The sequence below is a fragment of the Thauera sp. genome (genome assembly GCF_047601425.1).
Classification (GTDB): domain Bacteria; phylum Pseudomonadota; class Gammaproteobacteria; order Burkholderiales; family Rhodocyclaceae; genus Thauera.
This window is the reverse complement of sequence record NZ_JASGJL010000001.1, coordinates 2,731,026-2,747,919: the sequence shown is the minus strand read 5'-3', so window position 1 is coordinate 2,747,919 and position 16,894 is coordinate 2,731,026. Positions and strand designations below refer to the sequence as shown.

Sequence of the window (16,894 nt, the reverse complement as noted above, 5' to 3'; positions counted from 1 at the left end):
CTCCGTGAAATCGCTTCACGATCCTTGCGGTGCGGCCGGGAGTGTGCTGCTGTCGGCGCCATGCCCTGCCCGGTGTCGCCGGGCAGGGCACATGAAAGCTCAGACGGTTTCGGTATGCGCCTGTGTGTAGCCTGCCAGCAGCGCCAGCAGTTCCTCTTCCTGGTAAGGCTTGCCCAGGTAGTGGTTGGCGCCGATTTCCTCGGCGTAGCGGCGGTGCTTGTCGGCCAGGCGGGAGGTGATCATGATCACCGGCAGCGCGCGGGTGCGTTCGTCGGCGCGGATGTTGCGGACCAGGTCGAAGCCGTCCATGCGCGGCATCTCGATGTCCGACAGCACGACGTCGGGCAGGATGTCAACCAGTTGCTCCAGCGCATCGACGCCGTCCTTGGCGGTGATGACGCGGTAGCCTTCGCGCTCCAGCAGGCGGCCGGTGACGCGGCGCACGGTCAGCGAGTCGTCGACCACCATCACCGTGGGCTGGCGGCGCATCGGTGCGGGCGAGGTTTCCGCCCGGGCGCCGGTGTCGTCGCTGGCCTCTTCGCCGCCGGTCTCGCTGCCCAGGCTGCGGCTGGCGAGTGCCACCGGATTCAGGATCAGCGCGATTTCGCCGTCGGCGAGGATCGTGGCGCCAGCCATGCCGACGATGCGGGCGAGCTGCGGGCCGGCGTTCTTGACGACGATTTCCTGGTTGCCCTGCAGGCTGTCAACGTGCAGCGCCAGGGTCTGGGCGCCGGCGCGCAGCAGCAGCAGCCAGTTGTAGCGCTGTTCTTCCGGCTGCGACTCGCGGTCGCCGAGCAGGCGCGGCAGGTAGCGGTAGGCGTAGTGCTCGCCCTGCCAGTCGGTGCCATGCTCGGCCTGCACGCGGCGCAGGGCGTCGGGCTTCAGTTCCATCGCCTGGGCCACCAGATTCGACGGAATTGCCCAGCTGCGGCCGCAGGCCTGGACCAGCAGGGCCTGTGTCACCGCCAGCGTCAGCGGCAGGTGGATGCGCACGCTGGTGCCCTGGCCGCTCTGGCTGCTGACGTCGATGCGGCCGCCGACCGCGGCGGTCTGCGACTTGACCACGTCCATGCCGACGCCACGGCCGGACACTTCGGAAACCTGGCGGGCGGTGCTGAAGCCGGACAGGAATATCAGGTTGGTCAGGCGCCTGGCGTCGGGTTGTTCATCGGCGCCGATCAGGCCGCTGGCGCGCGCGCGTTCGGCGATGCGCTCGAAGTCGAGGCCGCGGCCGTCGTCGCTCAGCTCGATGGCGATCTCGTTGCCTTCCTGGGTCGCGCTCAGCACGATCTGGCCGGTCTCGGGCTTGCCTGCCTTGCGGCGTTCCTCCGGTGTCTCGATGCCGTGGGCGACGGCGTTGCGCAGCAGGTGTTCGAGCGGCGCCGCCATCTGTTCCAGCACGCTGCGGTCGATCTCGATGCGGCCGCCGCGGATGTCGAGCCGGGCGCGCTTGCCGAGATCCTTCGCGCTCTGGCGAACGACGCGGTAGAGGCGGTCGGCGAGGCTGTCGAACGGCAGCATGCGCACGCGCATCAGGCCTTGCTGCAGCTCGCGGGTGGTGCGTGCCTGGCTGCTGAGGGCGAGGTCGGCGCCGTCGAGGTCGTGCAGCAGAGTCTGCTGCACGGTCGTGACGTCGTTGACGCTCTCGGCCATCATCCGCGTCAGCTCCTGCAGGCGCGTGTAGCGGTCCATTTCCAGCGGATCGAACTCGCCGTGGTGCGATTCGGTCTGGGCGATGCGCGACTGCATCTGCACTTCGGCCTGGATCTCGACTTCGCGCAGCTGGTTGCGCAGGCGGATGACGTTTTCGGTGAGGTCGTGCAGCGAGCGGCGCAGCGTGCGCAGCTCGCCTTCGATGCGGGTGCGCGCAATGCCGATTTCACCGGCCTGGTTGACGAAGCGGTCAACCTGTTCGGCACGCACGCGAAGTGTCGCTGCGGCGATCGGTTCGGCTTCGGCAGCGGGTGCCGCCGCGGGCAGTGCCGTCCCCGCCGCAGCGGGTACGGTGTCCGTGGCTGGCTGCTCCGGTGCCTCGGCCTGCAGGCCGGCGATGCCGTCGATCATCTGTTCGGCGGCATCGAGGCCGAGGACCAGGTCATCGGCCAGGATCTGGGTGTCGGTCTTGTCGGCGAGGCCGTCTTCGAGGCGGGATTCGAGTTCGTGCAGGTGGCTGCCGAGCGTCATCGCACCGGCCATGCGCGCGCTGCCCTTCAACGAATGCAGCAGACGGGCGATGGTCGCGGGCGCCTGAGGGCTGTCAGGAGCGGCCTGCCAGTCGCGCAGCGTGGCATGCAGCGTGCCGAACAGCTCGGCGGCTTCTTCGAGGAAGATCGGCAGCAGCTGCGGATCGAGTTCGTCCTGCGGCGGCGGGAGCAGGCTTGCCGCAGCTGGGCTGCGGGCTTCGGACGCCGGGGCCGATACCGGCTCCGGTACCGGAGCCGGTTCCGCTGCGGGCCTGGCCGCATCGTCGGTTTTCGGCACGACGCGGGCATAACCGCATGCCTCGAGCTCGGCGACCAGGGACTCGGCACGGGCGGGCATGATCTGCATGCCGATCTCGGCCAGCATCGACCGCAATGTGCCGGTGGTGTCGTGAAGCAGGGCCAACTCGTCCGGAGTGGTCGTCCTGCCCTGGTCGCGCAGGCGGCCGAGCGCATTTTCGAGCGCACGCGCCAGTTCCCGCGGAGGCGGCAGCTGTGCCGTGCCGGAAATGCCGGCGAGGGTGTGGGCTGCGCGCAGCGCGGCCTCGCTGGGCGGTTCGTCCGGGTGTCGTGAAAGCTGCGAGATTTCCTGCGCCAGCGTGCCGACATGCTGCAGTGCTTCGGCCTGGTAGAGGGCGAACAGGGCAGGCGAGATGTCGACGTCGTCGATGCGTACGCTGTCGGCTGCGGATGGCGGCTCTTTGCCGTCGTCTTCGCCGGCCGGCTGGGAAGTGGCTTCGGCAGCAGCGGAAGCGGATTCTCCGATGGCCGCAGCATCCTGCTCCGGCAGACGTCCGGGTGCTTCCGTTGCAGGGCTGGCCGCAGATGCCTCAGCAGCCATTGCCGGAGCGAGGTCCGGCGCAGCACCATCACTGTCGGCTTCGGCTTCGGCTTCGGCTTCGGCTTCGGCTTCGGCTTCGGCTTCGGCTTCGGCTTCGGCTTCGGCTTCGGCTTCGGCTTCGGCTTCGGCTTCGATCGGCAGCGGCAGGATTTCGCCGTCTGCCGACAGGTCGAGGGTGGGAAATTCGGGCCAGCCTGCTGCTGCGGCAAGCTCATCGTGATGGGAGGCTGCGTGGGCGGACGCCTGGATATCCGCAGGTTCGGCGATTGCAGTTTCGCTGCCGCGCAGGCGTTCGGCTTCGGCGAGCAGGGCCTGCGTGTCCGGGATGGCGCCGCTGCCGTCGCGGAGCACGTCGACCCAGGCTGTAAACACCTGATGAGCCGCATCGATGAGGTGCAGCACAGCGGGTGTCAGCGGCCAGTCGAGCTGCAGCCAGCGGTTCAGTGTCTGTTCCATGCCCCAGGCGGTTTCGCCGAGGGCGCTCAGCCCGACCATGCGGCCGCTGCCCTTGAGCGTGTGGAAGCCGCGCCGGATCGTCGTCAGGTGTTCGAGATGCTGCGGCGCACTGCGGGCGAGTTCGAGCTGCTCGTCGATGGTGGCGAGGACTTCGGTCGCTTCCTCGATGAAGATGCACAGCAGTTCCGCGTCGATCTCGGCGTCGCTGCCGGGCAGCGAGGGCGGCGGAATGGCAGGCGCCGGCGGGGCCGCGGCCTGCGCAGGTTCGGGAGGGGCCAGAGCCTCGAGTTCTTCGAGCGAGGCTTCGTCCAGTGCGGTGCCGGGAGGCTGCAGCCCAGATGCGAGCCGCTCTTGGGCCGCTTCCTGGGCGGATGAAGCAGGTGTGGCATCGGCCAGGGCGATGCCGTCCGGCTGTGCCGTGCCGGTGGCGGGCGGCAGTGCGGCGGCCTGTGGCACTGCCGCTTCGCTTGCCGGCATCGGTAGTGGTGTTGCGATCGTGCTGTCGTCGGTGCCGCGTTCTTCGCCTGAATCGGGCGCGAGCCGGTGTTCGGGGTCGAGCAGTTCGTCCAGCCTGGCGGTGCCGAGAGGCAGTGCGTCGAGGTAGAAACCGAGTGCCGACAACTGATGGGCCAGGGTCTCGAAGGCGGCGTGATCGGCTTCGCCCGGGGCGCTGGCGAGATGGGCGATGCGGACGCTGACGTCTCGCACCAGTTCGAGCGCGCGGGTTTCGCCGAGCAGGCTCAGGGCGCCGATGATCTGCTGCAGCGGCTGATGGAGCTGGGCGAGCGGTTCGTGCCTGGCCTGGTTGCGGAAGTAGTCGTCCAGGGTCTGCTCGACCTGGGCGAGGCTGGCGCGCATTTCGTGGCAGAGCTGGGCCAGCGCCTGCTTCTCCTGGTTCTCGCGGGCGCCGCCGAGGCCGGCGACGGCAAGGTCGGCGACAGGGGTTTCGCCACGCTGAAGGGCATGCAGCCGCGTCAGGCGCTGGTCCATCTGCGCGGCCAGGGCTGCGTCCGGCACATGCTCGCCGAAATCGGCTTCGAGCAGAAGCAGCGCGGTGGCGATTTCGAGCGCCAGCGCATCCGAGTGCTGCAGCGGGTCGCGGCGCAGCCATTGCGCCGCCTGCTGCAGTCCTGCGAGCAGGCGCTGCGTGGCCGGACGCCCGAGCGGCTGCGCAGTATGTGCGAGCGTGCTCAGCCTTTCGTCGAAGGCAGCCAGGGCGATGGCGGTGCCGCCGCAGAATTCATCCCATTGCGCACGCACGCCTTCCAGCGATTGCCGCAGGGCCTGGAGCAGCGGGCCGACGGGAATGTCGCTGACGGCGGCGCCATCCGGCGGCAGCAGGGCGTCGAGCTGCCAGCAGGCACGGACCGCTTGCTGCTGCTCGGTGTTCGCCGGCATCGTCGCGACGCGGTAGAGGATGTCGCGCAGCAGCCGGTCGGGGGCGGTCGGGGTGCCGCTGAGCAGGCGGCGGAAATGCGCGTCGATCTGGGCGCACAGGCGCTTGAGCGGCGTGTCGATCGGCTGGCTGCGGTCGATCAGGCCGTCGTAGAAGGCCAGTGAGGCCCACCACAGGCTGCGCTGGGCCGGCGTGGCCTGCAGGACTTCGACGGTGGCGATGGCGTCGCGCATGACCTGCGCGCCCTTGCGCGCATCGCCGCGCAGCCACTCGAGCAGGCCGCGTTCGAAGCGCGAGCGCGCATGGCGCAGCGCGGCCTGGGCGACGGTGGCATCCAGCGCGGGCGGCGCTTTCTCCCGCCTTGGCGGCCGGCGCGACAGGTCGGGGTGGAACAGGTCGGCGGCGCAGGGCAGCGGCAGGCCGCGGGCGGCGGCGATTTCCTCGTACAGCGGTGACAGCCTGAGCGCCTGGTCGGGCGCGCCGTGGGCGATTTCTTCGAGATAGTTTCCCAGGCTGGCGACGGCACGCGTGGCCAGCGAGAGGTTGCCGTCATCGATCGGGCATTCGCCGCGCGACATCTGGCCGAGCAACTGCTCGGCGCTGTCGGCGAACTGGGTCAGGCCGTCGAGGCCGATGATGGACAGCGCGCCGCGGACCTGGTGCAGGTGCGTCTGCGCGAACTGCAGGCGGGCGGCAGCGTCCTCGGCACCACGGGCTTCGGCCAGGGCGTCGGCGGCGCGCCGCAGCGCTGCGTCGATCTCGCCCTTGACCCAGGTGAGCGGCCCCAGATCCGTCTCGATGGCATGTGTCATGGCTTGTGTTCCGGGCCGGGTTCAGACCTTGAAGCCCGAGACCGAGCCCTTCAGTTCGACGGCGAGGTCGGCAAGCTGGCCGATCGACACCGCGGTCTGCTGGGTGCCGAAGGTGGTCTGCTCGGTGACGGTGAGGATGTTCTTCATCGTCTCGGCAACGCGGCTGGCGGTGGCGGCCTGCTCCTGGGTGTCGGTCGAGATGCGCTCGATCAGGCGGGCGGCTTCGAGCGAAACCTGGTCGATCTCGGACAGCGCCTGGCCGGCGGCGTCGGACAGCTGGGTGCCGGCGACCACGTCGCGGGTGGCGTTCTCCATCGCGCCCACCGCGTCCTGGGTGTCGGTCTGGATGGTCTTGACGATGGCAGCGATCTGCTTGGTTGCTTCCGCCGAGCGTTCGGCCAGGCGCTGCACTTCTTCCGCAACGACGGTGAAGCCCCGGCCCGCCTCGCCGGCCGAGGCGGCCTGGATGGCGGCGTTGAGCGCGAGCACGTTGGTCTGTTCGGTGATGTCCGAAATCAGTTCGACGATCTCGCCGATCTCCTGCGAGGATTCGCCGAGGCGCTTGATCCGCTTCGAGGTTTCCTGGATCTGGCCGCGGATGCCGTTCATGCCGCGAATGGTGTTTTCCACGGCGGTCGCGCCCTTGCGCGCGGCGTCCAGCGAGCGCCTCGCCACCTGCGCGGACTGCAGTGCGCGTTCGGACGAATCGGTCATCGACTGGGCCATGCGCTGCACGGTGGCGCCGGCTTCCTCGATTTCGCGCGACTGGCGTTCGGTGGCATCGAGCAGCTCGCGAGAGGTGCGCTGCGCGGCTTCGGTGGCGGTGGTCACGCGGCTGGCGGCGTCGTTGATGCGGCTGACCAGCACCGACAGCTCTTCGACGGTGTAGTTGACCGAGTCGGCGATGGCGCCGGTGATGTCCTCGGTGACGGTGGCGCGCACGGTGAGGTCGCCGTCGGCGAGGTCGCCCATTTCGTTCATCAGCCGCAGGATGGCCTGCTGGGTGAGGTTGCGCTCGTCTTCCGCGTCCTGCCGCTGCTGCTCGGTGGCGATGCGGCGCCGGGCCATGTCGCTGCGGTAGGCGCGGGCCATCGCCAGCAGCGCCAGCACGCTGGCGAGTGCGCTGGCGGCGATCAGGGCATGGAGCAGGCCGAGGCCGCTGTGGGTCTGCTTGAGGTTTTCGGTCAGTTCGGTGCTGCGCGCGAGCAGCGGTACCGAGTCGCCGAAGATGCGGCTGCCGGCTTGCTTGGCCTGCACGGATTTCTGGATGTTGCCGAGGATCTCGCCGGCGGCTTCGAAGGTGGGGGCAGCGGCGGTGGCGAGCGCGGCGATGCCGTTGCGCAGTTCGCCGTCGGCGGCAAGCTGCGTGAGGGCATCGATTTCGCTGCGCAGGGTTTCGATGTCACGGCCGAGGACGAAAGCGACTTCCGGCTCGATGCTGTCACCCACCAGCAGCGCGTTGGCATTCTTGGCGATCCGCTGGCTCAGCATCATGCTGCGGTTGAGCGGGCCTGCTGCAGCGCTGTTGGCACCGATCTGGCCGGCGATCCGCTCGCTCTGTTCCAGCAGCGCGGCGTCGTCCTTGGTGATCGTGGCGACGGCGCTGCCGAGCGTGATCAGGCTCTGGCGCTGTGACAGCAGCTGCGCGGCATTGCGCTCGGTGCCCTGCCAGGCGGCGGCCAGCGCCTCGACCTGCGGGCGGATCGCGGCCGGTACCGGCGGAATGCTCGAGGCGTCGATGTCGCCGCCCTGGTCCAGCGCATGGAGCAGCGTGGCGAAGCGGTCACGGCTGCTGCCGAGTTCGGCGAAGGCAGCGTTGTTGCCGCGCAGCGCGAGCTGGGCCGACTTGGCGATACGCTGCGACAGCATCTGGATTTCGCTCGATGCGCTGATCTGCAGTGTGGCGTTGGCCGATTCGCGCTGCTGGAATACCACAAGGCCGGCCGTGGTGAGCGCGAAGATTCCGAACAGGATGCCGTAGCCGCGCATGCCCGTCGCGCTGGCCGGGGCTGGTTCCGCCTTGCGGACCGGTGGCGATTCCATGATGGTCGCGCTGTCGTTGTCTGCGGCTGCCGTTTTCTTGCCAAAGAATTTCAATGCCATGTTGCGTGCTCCACCATGTGCGTGGGGTAAGCGAGAGTCGGGCGGGTGGCCGGAATATTCATTCGACCGAGGCGTCCAGGAAGCGGGGGGCTGTCAGCAGCCTGGCGGCGTCGAGCTGCAGCCAGGCGTGGCCTTGCGCATCGCGCAGGCGCTTGCCGACCCAGGGGCGTGCGTCGCCCTCGAGGTCGGTTTCGAAATCGTCGGCGCTGCGCAGGCCGGCCGAGGCCGTGACCAGCAGGGCGCAGTGGATGCCGAGCCGGGTGCCTGCCAGCAGCAGCCGCGAGCGTCCGCCGACGGGTGTCGGTGCCTGGCCGTGGAAGCAGGCCAGGTCCACAATCCCGTAGAGCGTGCCGCGCACATTGGCCACCCCACGGTACCAGGGCTGCGTCAGCGGCACCGGGGCCAGCGGCGGCAGCGGCAGGATCTCGCCTGCCTCGGCGAGGTCGATCAGCCAGTTCTCGCTGCCTGCCTGGAAGCCGAGCAGGCCGCGGCGGTCGGCCGTGCGGGCTTCGGCCAGGCGGCGGGCGAGGCGTTCCTGGAATTCGCGCAGGCTGCTGCGTCTGGCCATGGTCGCCTCAGCCGATGGCCCGGATGCGGGCGAGCAGTTCGTCGTGGTCGACCGGCTTGACCAGGTAGGCGAGCGCGCCCTGGCGCATGCCCCAGATCTTGTCGGTCTCCTGGCCCTTGCTGGTGCACAGGATGATCGGGATCTTGCGCGTGCTCTCGTGGCGCGAAATGGTGCGGGTCGCCTGGTAGCCGTTCATGCCCGGCATGACGACGTCCATCAGGATCAGGTCGGGCTTGTCGGTCTTGCTGCGCTCCACCGCCTGCTCGCCGGACTCGGCGGTCAGGACCTGATAGCCCTCGCGGGACAGCAGCTCCTGCAGGGCCAGGCGTTCGGTGGGAGAGTCGTCCACCACGAGAATCGTGCTGATCGGCATCGTTGAAATCCTGCTGGAAAAGGATTCAGCCCGTCGCGTCGCGACGGGCGTGGGTCGAGACGGCCTTGAGCAGGCTGTCCTTGGTGAAGGGTTTGGTGAGGTATTCGTCCGAGCCCACCATTCGGCCGCGGGCACGATCGAACAGGCCGTCGCGGGACGACAGCATGATCACGGGGGTGGAGGTCAGGCGTGCGTTCTTCTTGATCAGCGCGCAGGTCTGGTAGCCGTCCAGCCGCGGCATCATGATGTCGACGAAGATCACGTCGGGTTTGTGGTCGGTGATCTTGGCCAGGGCGTCGAAGCCGTCTTCGGCGAGCAGGACTTCGCATCCTGCCTGGCCGAGGAAGATTTCGGCGCTGCGGCGGATGGTGTTGCTGTCGTCGATGACCATGACCTTCAGTCCGGCAATGTCCATTCAAGTCATCCTTGCGTGTTTCACCGTGCCGGGGCTCAGAGCTCGACCAGCTCGAAGTCGCCCTTGCCCGCCTGGCACTCGGGGCAGGTCCAGTCGGCCGGGATGTCCTCCCAGCGGGTGCCGGGCGGGATGCCCTCGTCGGGCAGGCCCGCGGCTTCGTCGTAGATGAAGCCGCAGATCCGGCACATCCAGGTCTTGTATGCGGTCACGGAAGTAGTGTCGGCCACGGTTCGACCCAACTTGGGGCTGAGGGTAAAATCAGCCGCATCTTAACCCATTCCAAATGACGTCTCCGTAACGGACTTCTCACCCATGCCGATTGAAATTCCGGATATGCCGCCGGCCGTGCTGTGCTTCGGCGCGGGAGATGCGACGGCTGGCAGCGGCCTCGCGGCCGACGTGCTGACGCTGTCGAGCATGGGCTGCTACCCCCTGCCGGTGCAGACGGCGGCGCTGCTGCGCGACACGCGAAATGCCGACGAAGTATGGCCGCAGGATGTCGAGATCGTCGTCGCGCAGGCGCGCGCGGTGCTCGAGGACATCCCGGTCGAAGGCTTCAAGCTCGGCTTCTGCGGCAGTGTCGACAATGTCCTCGCCATTGCCGAGGTGCTGTCCGACTATCCCGGCCTGCCGCTGGTCGTGGAGCCTGCGCTGTATGCCGCCGGCGACCTGGGCGAGGCCGGTGACGAAATGGCGGCGGCGCTGGCCGATCTCGTGCTGCCGCAGACCACGCTGCTGGTCGTCGGCCGGCACGAGCTGTGCCGCCTGGCCGGCGTGGCCGGCGGCAACGACGGTAGCGACGAACTGCCGGGGCTGGACGATGCCATCGAACGGGTGCTCGACTGCGGTACCGAATACATCCTGCTGACCGGCGGTGGCGAGCACACGGCCGAAGTCGTCAATCGCCTGATCGGCCAGGAAGGCACTTTGCGTACCGACGTCTGGCCGCGCCTCGGCGAACGTTTCCTCGGCGCAGGTTCCACGCTGGCCGCCGCCGCGGCGGCCGCGCTGGCGCACGGCATGGCCCTGCCCGAGGCGGTGCGCGAAGCTCAGGAGTTCACCCAGCAGACCCTGCGCCATGCCTACCGGGCCGGCATGGGAAGGGCGCTGCCCGACCGTTTCTTCTGGGCACGCGGCAAGGGCGGCAGCGAAGGAGAAGATGATGAGTGAGACCAGGCGCTTGCGTGGCCTGTATGCGGTGACGCCGGACGAAACCGGCGATGAACGCCTCGCCGCCCTGGCCGGGCAGGTGCTGGCCGGCCGGCCGGCGCTGCTGCAGTACCGCAACAAGCTTGCCGGGCCATCGCAGCGGCGCGCCCAGGCCGCGGCCCTGCTGGATCTGTGCCGTGCTGCCGGCGTGCCGCTGATCATCAACGACGATCTCGCGCTGGCGCTCGACATCGGTGCCGACGGCGTGCATCTCGGCCGTGACGATGGCGACCTCGCCGCCGCCCGGCGTGCGCTGGGCAGCGGCCGTATCCTGGGCGTGACCTGCTATGCCGACCTGGAGCGTGCCCGCGCAGGTGCTGCCGCCGGCGTCGATTACGTCGCCTTCGGCGCAATGTTCCTGTCATCCACCAAGCCCACCGCGCCGCCCGCGCCTTTCGCGCTGCTCAGCCGGGCGAAGGCCGAGTTCGGTCTGCCGGTGGCGGCGATCGGCGGCATCACCCTCGACAACGCGGCTCAGGTGGCCGCTGCCGGCGCAGACCTGATCGCAGTGGTCGGCGACGTTTTCGCCGCGCCCGACCCGGCAGCGCGTGCCGCTGGCTATCGGGCCTTGTTCCAGGCGGAGCCCGGGCTGGCTTGAGCGGTGCCGGCGGCTGCCCGCCTTGATCCTGATGCTGGACCCTGCGCCGCAGCGGGGACGATAATGCCGCCTTCGCAAATCCAGCCGAGGATGAAGACCCCATGGCCAGCCGTAACGAAACCCTCTTCCAGCGTGCCCAGCAGACCATTCCCGGCGGCGTCAATTCGCCGGTCCGCGCCTTCCGCTCGGTCGGCGGCACGCCGCGTTTCCTCGAGCGGGCGGAGGGCGCGCGGGTGTGGGATGCCGACGGCAAGGCCTACATCGACTACGTCGGCTCCTGGGGCCCGGCGATCGCCGGCCATGCCCATCCGGCGATCGTCGAGGCGGTGCGCGAGGCGGCGCTGAAGGGCCTGTCCTTCGGTGCGCCGACCGAGGCCGAGATCGAGATGGCCGAGCTGATCTGCGCACTGCTGCCTTCGGTTCAACATGGTGCGCCTGGTCAGCTCCGGCACCGAAGCGACGATGAGCGCGATCCGCCTCGCCCGCGGCTTCACCGGCCGCGACGCCATCGTCAAGTTCGAAGGCTGCTACCACGGCCATGCCGACAGCCTGCTGGTGAAGGCGGGTTCCGGCCTGCTGACCTTCGGCAACCCGTCCTCGGGCGGCGTGCCCGCGGACTTCGCCAAGCACACCATCGTGCTCGACTTCAACGACCTGCAGCAGGTCGAGGACGTGTTCAAGGCCCGTGGCGACGAGATCGCCGCGATCATCGTCGAACCGGTGGCCGGCAACATGAACCTGGTCAAGCCCCGCCCCGGCTTCCTCGAAGGCTTGCGCCGCATCTGCACCCAGTACGGCGCGGTGCTGATCTTCGACGAAGTGATGACCGGCTTCCGCGTCGGCCCGCAGGGCGTGCAGGGCCTGTACGGCATCACGCCGGACCTGACCACGCTGGGCAAGGTCATCGGCGGCGGCATGCCGGTGGGCGCCTTCGGCGGCCGCCGCGACATCATGGAAAGGATCGCGCCGCTCGGCGCGGTATACCAGGCCGGCACGCTGTCGGGCAGCCCGGTGGCGGTGGCGGCGGGCCTGGTGTCGCTGAAGCTGACCCGCGAGGCGGGTTTCTACGAAGGCCTGACGGCCAGCGCCAGGCGGCTGGCCGATGGCTTGGGCGAGGCCGCACGGGCGGCGGGCGTGACGTTCAGCGCCGATTCCGTCGGCGGCATGTTCGGCCTGTATTTCGCCGACAGGGTGCCTGTGTCGTTCGCCGAGGTGATGGCGGCGGACAAGGATCGCTTCAACCGCTTCTTTCACGCCATGCTGGGCGCCGGCCACTACTTCGCGCCGTCGGCCTTCGAGGCGGGCTTCGTCTCGGCCGCGCACGGCGAGGCCGAGATCGACGCGACGGTGGCGACGGCGCGCGAGGTGTTCGCGGCCTTGGGCTAGGAAGCCGCGCGCCGGGCGAGCTCCAGTTCGCGGCGGGTGGTGCCGTCGCGGGCCACCGCCACCGAGCCGAGCACGCCCTTGGCCGGGTCGGCGACGACGGCGAAACTCATTTCCACGTAGATCGTTTGACCTGCCTGGTTCAGCGCGCGGGTCAGCATCGCGCGGCGGCCCAGGCGGGTGGCGCCAGCCGCCAGCGCGCGGTCGTATCCGGTCCAGTGCGCCGCGCGCAGTTTTTCAGGGATGATCAGGTCCAGGCTCTGGCCGATGGCCGCCGGGGCCGGGAAGCCGAACAAGGCTTCGGCGGCGGCATTCCAGACGCGGATGATGCCGTCACAGTCGGCGTAGATCAGCGCGTCCGCCATCTGCCCGGTGATCAGGTGGTGGAGGTTGGCAAGGTTCGGGTCGTCGTCCATGGCGTGTCGAGCTCCTGTCTCATGGTGGGCGGAACATGCTCCGCGGGGAGTTTCCGCTGCCTCGCGGAATGACTGCCCGGGGTGGCTGCCCAGCCGTTCAGAGCAGGAACAGCGTCGCCAGCCCCAGGAAGATGAAGAAGCCTCCCGAATCGGTGAGCGCGGTGATCATCACCGAGCCGCCGATCGCCGGGTCGGCACCGAGGCGCTGGCGCAGCATCGGAATGATGACGCCGGCGCTGGCGGCGAGCAGCAGGTTCAGCGTCGTCGCGCCGGTCATCACCAGGCCCAGCGACGCGCTGTCGTACAGCCACCATGCCAGCAGGCCCAGCAGCCCGCCCCATACTACGCCGTTGATCAGCGCCACGCCCAGTTCCTTGCGCAGCAGGCGCTGCATCGCCGACTGCTCGACCTGGCCCATCGCGATCGCGCGCACGATCATCGTCGTCGTCTGGTTGCCCGAGTTGCCGCCGATGCCGGCGACGATCGGCATCAGCGTCGCCAGCGCCACCAGCTTCTCGATCGAATCCTCGAACAGGCCGATCACGCGCGAGGCGACGAAGGCCGTGACCAGGTTGATCGCCAGCCAGGCCCAGCGGTTCTTCACCGAATCCCACACCGAGGCGAAGATGTCCTCCTCCTCGCGCAGACCGGCGTTGCTCAGGATCTCGGCTTCCGATTCCTCGCGGATGTAGTCGACCACGTCGGCTACGGTCAGGCGGCCGATCACGCGCTTGTCGCTGTCGACGACCGGCGCCGACACCAGGTCGTAGCGCTCGAAGGCCTGGGCGGCGTCGTCGGCCTCGTCCTCGGGAGTGAAGCTGATCACCGTCTCCGAGCGCATCACGTCGGCGACTTCCTGTTCGGGGTCGCTGATCAGCAGGGTTTCCAGCGTCAGGATGCCTTTCAGGTGGTCTTCGCGGTCGACGACGAAGAGCTTGTCGGTGTGGTCGGGCAGGTCGTCGAAGCGGCGCAGGTAGCGCAGCACGACTTCGAGGGTGACGTCGTCGCGCACCGTCACCATGTCGAAATCCATCAGCGCGCCGACCGAGTCCTCGGGATAGGACATCGCGGTGCGCAGCTGCTCGCGGCCTTCGGTGTCGAGCGACTGGAAGACGTCCTGGATGACTTCGGGCGGCAGGTCGGGCGCGAGGTCGGCAAGCTCGTCGGCGTCGAGCGATTCGGCGGCGGCCTTCAGCTCCTCCGGCGCCATCGTCTCGATCAGCGATTCGCGCACCGCGTCCGAGACTTCGAGCAGGATCTCGCCGTCGCGCTCGGCCTTGACCAGGTCCCAGACGTAGAGGCGCTGCTCCAGTGGCAGCGCTTCGAGGATGTAGCCGATGTCGGCGTTGTGCAGTTCGTCCAGCTTGGCCCGCAGCCCGGCTTCGTGCTGTTTATGGACCAGGTTCTCGACCAGGTCGTGGCGCGGCATGTCCTGGCGATGGACGAGGTCCTCGACGACCTTCTGGCGCGCGAGCAGCTCCTGCACTTCACGCAGGTGCTGCTGGACGTCGTCGGGATGGAGTTCCTCTTCCTGCGTCATGGGGGGCTGCCGGCTTCGGGGGACGGACCCCGGATTCTACGGACTTGATGTGACGCGCGCGATATGTGCACGAGGCCGCGTGGCAAATTTGCTGCATCGCAGCGAGCGACGGCTCGGGAGTGCCGCTCAGGGAACCTGCGAGGCCTGCATGCGCCGCTGGACGCGGTTTGCGTGGGCGGCCAGGCGCGGGCCGTAGTTGCGCTCGTAGCGGCGGGGATTGGGCAGCATCACTGCCAGCCGCGCGGCCTGAGCCGGCCCCAGGTTTGCGGCCGAGGTGCCGTAGTAGCGCTGTGCCGCTGCTTCGGCGCCGAAGATGCCGTTGCCCCATTCGACCACGTTCAGGTAGACCTCGAGGATGCGGCGCTTGTCCCAGGTGGTCTCGATCATCACCGTCAGCACGGCTTCCTGGCCCTTGCGCAGCCAGCTCTTCGACGGCGACAGGAACAGGTTCTTGGCCAGTTGCTGGCTGATGGTCGAGCCGCCGGCGGCGAAGCGGCCCTGGCGCTCGTTCTTTTCCAGGGCGCGCTGGATGCCTTCCCAGTCGAAGCCTTCGTGATCGAGGAAGCGGTCGTCCTCGGCGGCGACCACCGCGCGTTTCAGGTGGATGGAAATGCGTTCGTAGTCAACCCACTGGTGGCGCAGCGTGGCCTTGGGGTCGGCCTCGCGCAGCTCGGCCAGCCGCATGCGCATGAAGCTGGTGCTGCCCGGATCGAAGCGGCTCCACCAGATGACCTGGGTGAACAGCACGAGCTGCCAGAACAGCAACAGCAGCGCGAGCACGAGCAGCCCGCGCCAGAGCACTCCGAGCCAGCTCGGCAGGCTGGGCATGAGGATTTCAGCCAGCGTCGAGCTGGCGTCGCAGCTCGGCGAGGACGGTGGCGCTGTCGGGTCGCAGCCCGCGCCACAGGGTGAAGCTTTCAGCCGCCTGCTCCACCAGCATGCCGAGGCCATCCGCGACGCGGACGGCGCCGTCGGCGCGGGCTGCGGCCATGAAAGGCGTGTCGCCGCGGCCGTACATCATGTCGTAGGCGAAGGCGCCGCCGGCGTACAGGCCGGGCGGCAGCGGCGGCGCTTCGTCGGCCAGGCTGGCGGCGGTGGCGTTGATGACGAGGTCGAAATGCCGGCCGGCAAGGGCATCGAAACCGCAGGCGGACAGCTGCGTCTCCCCCGCGCCGGACAGGAAGGCGGTGGCGAGCGCTGCGGCCTTGCCGGCCGTGCGGTTGGCGATCGCCAGCACCGCCGGCTTTTCAGCAAGCAGCGGCAGCAGCGCGCCGCGGGCGGCGCCGCCCGCGCCCAGCAGCAGCACCCGCCGGCCCGTCAGCGTGCAGCCGAGGTTGATCGTCAGGTCGCGCACCAGACCGGCGCCGTCGGTGTTGTCGCCGAGGATGCCGTCGCCGCCGAAGGCCAGGGTATTGACCGCGCCGGCGGCCTGCGCGCGCGGCGTCAGGCGGTCGGCGAGGGCGAAGGCTTCGAGCTTGAAGGGCACGGTCACGTTCATGCCGCGGCCGCCGGCCTTGCGGAAGTCCGCCACCGTCGCGGCGAAGCCGTCGAGCGGCGCGAGGATGGCGTCGTAGCACAGGTCCTGCGCGGTCTGGCGGGCAAAGGCGGCGTGGATCTGCGGCGACTTGCTGTGGGCGATCGGGTGGCCGATGACGGCGTAGCGGTCCATGGCGGGCGTCTCAGTTGGCGCGAACCTGGTTGTTGTTGGTGAAGGTCCAGGTGCGGCTGATTTCGATGATGTCCGTGTCCCGGCGGATGTCGGGCGGGAAGGGGGCATAGGGGGCGGCCATCTTCACGATGCGCACGGCGGCATCGTCCAGCACCTTGTGCCCCGAGCTGCGGGTGATGACGACCTGCTCCACGCTGCCGTCGGCCTTGATCGCAACGGTGAACAGCAGGCTGCCATACATGCGGCCGCGCGCGGCCTCGGGATAGTTGAGCGTACCGATGCGTTCGACCTTCAGGCGCCAGTCCTCGACGTACTGGGCGAAGCGGTATTCCCTGGCCTTGGAGCCGATGCTGGTCCGGCGCGGGCGCTTGGCGATCTCGTCCAGCTTGCGGCTGATTTCCGCCTCCAGGCGGGCGGCGGCGGACGCGCTGTCGAGCAGGTCGAGGCCGCTGGGCCTGGGCGCCGGGGCGGGCTGTTCGACCGTGGTCGGCGTGGCGGCGACCTTGGCGGGAGACTTCTCGCGGGTGATGACCTGCTTCTGTTCGCGCACCGGCTCCTGCGTGCGCCGCTTGGCTTCGACCAGTGCATCGCCTTCGCGCTGCGCCGGCTGGGGCGGCAGCGGCGAGGTGGGGCGGGCTTCCTGCTGCTCCGACGTGCCGCCGCCATCGACGTTGGCCTGCGCCAGCACGTCGGCCTTCTCTGGCGCCCTGGCATGGCGGGCGTTGACCAGCACCACCTCCAGCCCCTTGTCCCTGGCGGGCGGCTTGGCCTCCGGCATGCGGAACTGCAGGCTCAGCAGCAGGGCGTGCACCGCCAGCGAGAAGGCGAAAGCCCCCATCAGCAGGCGGCTGCCTTTGTCCATGGCGGCTGCCGATGGCGCTCGAGGGAGGGGGCTTAGGGCCTGTGCCATCGCC

The 16,894-nt window shown here is 69.2% G+C and carries 13 protein-coding genes and 1 pseudogene; 3 read left to right on the top strand and 11 right to left on the bottom strand.

Annotation, left to right across the window (positions count from 1 at the left end):
* Positions 1-99 precede the first annotated feature (99 nt).
* Genes QM748_RS13360 through QM748_RS13335 form a run of 6 tightly spaced genes read right to left on the bottom strand, consistent with a single transcriptional unit; the run spans position 100 to position 9,353 of the window.
* Positions 100-5,706, bottom strand: a complete 5,607-nt coding sequence (locus tag QM748_RS13360; protein ID WP_415247416.1) for an Hpt domain-containing protein — start codon at positions 5,704-5,706, stop codon at positions 100-102.
* A gap of 21 nt (positions 5,707-5,727) precedes the next feature.
* Positions 5,728-7,809, bottom strand: coding sequence for a methyl-accepting chemotaxis protein (locus tag QM748_RS13355; RefSeq protein WP_415247415.1), 2,082 nt, complete (start codon positions 7,807-7,809; stop codon positions 5,728-5,730).
* Between the two features lie 58 nt (positions 7,810-7,867).
* A complete protein-coding gene (locus tag QM748_RS13350; protein ID WP_415247414.1) occupies positions 7,868-8,377 on the bottom strand; it encodes a chemotaxis protein CheW in 510 nt (169 codons plus the stop codon).
* Positions 8,378-8,384: 7 nt separating this feature from the next.
* A complete protein-coding gene (locus tag QM748_RS13345) occupies positions 8,385-8,750 on the bottom strand; it encodes a response regulator (protein ID WP_415247413.1) in 366 nt (121 codons plus the stop codon).
* 25 nt (positions 8,751-8,775) lie between these two features.
* Positions 8,776-9,165 (bottom strand): twitching motility response regulator PilG, encoded by a 390-nt coding sequence (pilG, locus tag QM748_RS13340; RefSeq protein ID WP_415247412.1) that lies wholly within the window; start codon positions 9,163-9,165, stop codon positions 8,776-8,778.
* Between the two features lie 35 nt (positions 9,166-9,200).
* Positions 9,201-9,353: a rubredoxin gene (locus tag QM748_RS13335; RefSeq protein ID WP_415248071.1), complete on the bottom strand. Its 153-nt coding sequence runs from the start codon at positions 9,351-9,353 to the stop codon at positions 9,201-9,203.
* Between the two features lie 124 nt (positions 9,354-9,477).
* Here QM748_RS13335 and thiD point away from each other — a divergent pair, with 124 nt between their 5' ends.
* The 3 genes and pseudogenes from thiD (at position 9,478) to hemL (ending at position 12,358) form a co-directional block, all read left to right on the top strand.
* Entirely contained in the window at positions 9,478-10,335 is an 858-nt protein-coding gene (gene thiD / locus QM748_RS13330; RefSeq protein ID WP_415247411.1) for a bifunctional hydroxymethylpyrimidine kinase/phosphomethylpyrimidine kinase, read from the top strand.
* The gene (gene thiE / locus QM748_RS13325; RefSeq protein ID WP_415247410.1) at positions 10,328-10,972 is read left to right on the top strand and encodes a thiamine phosphate synthase; all 645 of its coding nucleotides are present in this window, start codon (positions 10,328-10,330) and stop codon (positions 10,970-10,972) included. The genes thiD and thiE overlap by 8 nt, the downstream gene beginning before the upstream one ends.
* Before the next feature lie 101 nt (positions 10,973-11,073).
* Positions 11,074-12,358, top strand: a pseudogene (gene hemL, locus QM748_RS13320) (glutamate-1-semialdehyde 2,1-aminomutase).
* On the opposite strand, the gene QM748_RS13315 reads toward hemL, so the two are convergent.
* The 5 genes from QM748_RS13315 to QM748_RS13295 all read right to left on the bottom strand — a co-directional run bounded on the left by QM748_RS13315 (position 12,355) and on the right by QM748_RS13295 (position 16,842).
* Positions 12,355-12,771 (bottom strand): PAS domain S-box protein, encoded by a 417-nt coding sequence (locus QM748_RS13315; RefSeq protein ID WP_415247409.1) that lies wholly within the window; start codon positions 12,769-12,771, stop codon positions 12,355-12,357. The pseudogene hemL and the gene QM748_RS13315 sit on opposite strands and share 4 nt — an antisense overlap.
* Positions 12,772-12,868: 97 nt before the next feature.
* A complete protein-coding gene (gene mgtE, locus QM748_RS13310) occupies positions 12,869-14,311 on the bottom strand; it encodes a magnesium transporter (protein WP_415247408.1) in 1,443 nt (480 codons plus the stop codon).
* 126 nt (positions 14,312-14,437) lie between these two features.
* Positions 14,438-15,139, bottom strand: coding sequence for a monofunctional biosynthetic peptidoglycan transglycosylase (mtgA, locus tag QM748_RS13305; protein ID WP_415247407.1), 702 nt, complete (start codon positions 15,137-15,139; stop codon positions 14,438-14,440).
* 7 nt (positions 15,140-15,146) lie between these two features.
* Positions 15,147-15,980, bottom strand: coding sequence for a shikimate dehydrogenase (gene aroE / locus QM748_RS13300; protein ID WP_415247406.1), 834 nt, complete (start codon positions 15,978-15,980; stop codon positions 15,147-15,149).
* A gap of 10 nt (positions 15,981-15,990) precedes the next feature.
* The gene (locus QM748_RS13295; RefSeq protein WP_415247405.1) at positions 15,991-16,842 is read right to left on the bottom strand and encodes a TonB family protein; all 852 of its coding nucleotides are present in this window, start codon (positions 16,840-16,842) and stop codon (positions 15,991-15,993) included.
* Positions 16,843-16,894: the final 52 nt, after the last annotated feature.

Bases quoted from the DNA above. Each gene is read 5' to 3' on its own strand.
- QM748_RS13315 (WP_415247409.1), bottom strand. From the start codon at position 12,771: ATGGACGACGACCCGAACCTTGCCAACCTCCACCACCTGATCACCGGG.
- QM748_RS13335 (WP_415248071.1), bottom strand. From the start codon at position 9,353: ATGTGCCGGATCTGCGGCTTCATCTACGACGAAGCCGCGGGCCTGCCC.
- QM748_RS13350 (WP_415247414.1), bottom strand. From the start codon at position 8,377: ATGGCCAGACGCAGCAGCCTGCGCGAATTCCAGGAACGCCTCGCCCGC.
- thiD (WP_415247411.1), top strand. From the start codon at position 9,478: ATGCCGATTGAAATTCCGGATATGCCGCCGGCCGTGCTGTGCTTCGGC.
- QM748_RS13345 (WP_415247413.1), bottom strand. From the start codon at position 8,750: ATGCCGATCAGCACGATTCTCGTGGTGGACGACTCTCCCACCGAACGC.
- QM748_RS13295 (WP_415247405.1), bottom strand. From the start codon at position 16,842: ATGGACAAAGGCAGCCGCCTGCTGATGGGGGCTTTCGCCTTCTCGCTG.
- aroE (WP_415247406.1), bottom strand. From the start codon at position 15,980: ATGGACCGCTACGCCGTCATCGGCCACCCGATCGCCCACAGCAAGTCG.
- mgtE (WP_415247408.1), bottom strand. From the start codon at position 14,311: ATGACGCAGGAAGAGGAACTCCATCCCGACGACGTCCAGCAGCACCTG.
- mtgA (WP_415247407.1), bottom strand. From the start codon at position 15,139: ATGCCCAGCCTGCCGAGCTGGCTCGGAGTGCTCTGGCGCGGGCTGCTC.
- QM748_RS13355 (WP_415247415.1), bottom strand. From the start codon at position 7,809: ATGGCATTGAAATTCTTTGGCAAGAAAACGGCAGCCGCAGACAACGAC.
- thiE (WP_415247410.1), top strand. From the start codon at position 10,328: ATGAGTGAGACCAGGCGCTTGCGTGGCCTGTATGCGGTGACGCCGGAC.
- pilG (WP_415247412.1), bottom strand. From the start codon at position 9,165: ATGGACATTGCCGGACTGAAGGTCATGGTCATCGACGACAGCAACACC.
- QM748_RS13360 (WP_415247416.1), bottom strand. From the start codon at position 5,706: ATGACACATGCCATCGAGACGGATCTGGGGCCGCTCACCTGGGTCAAG.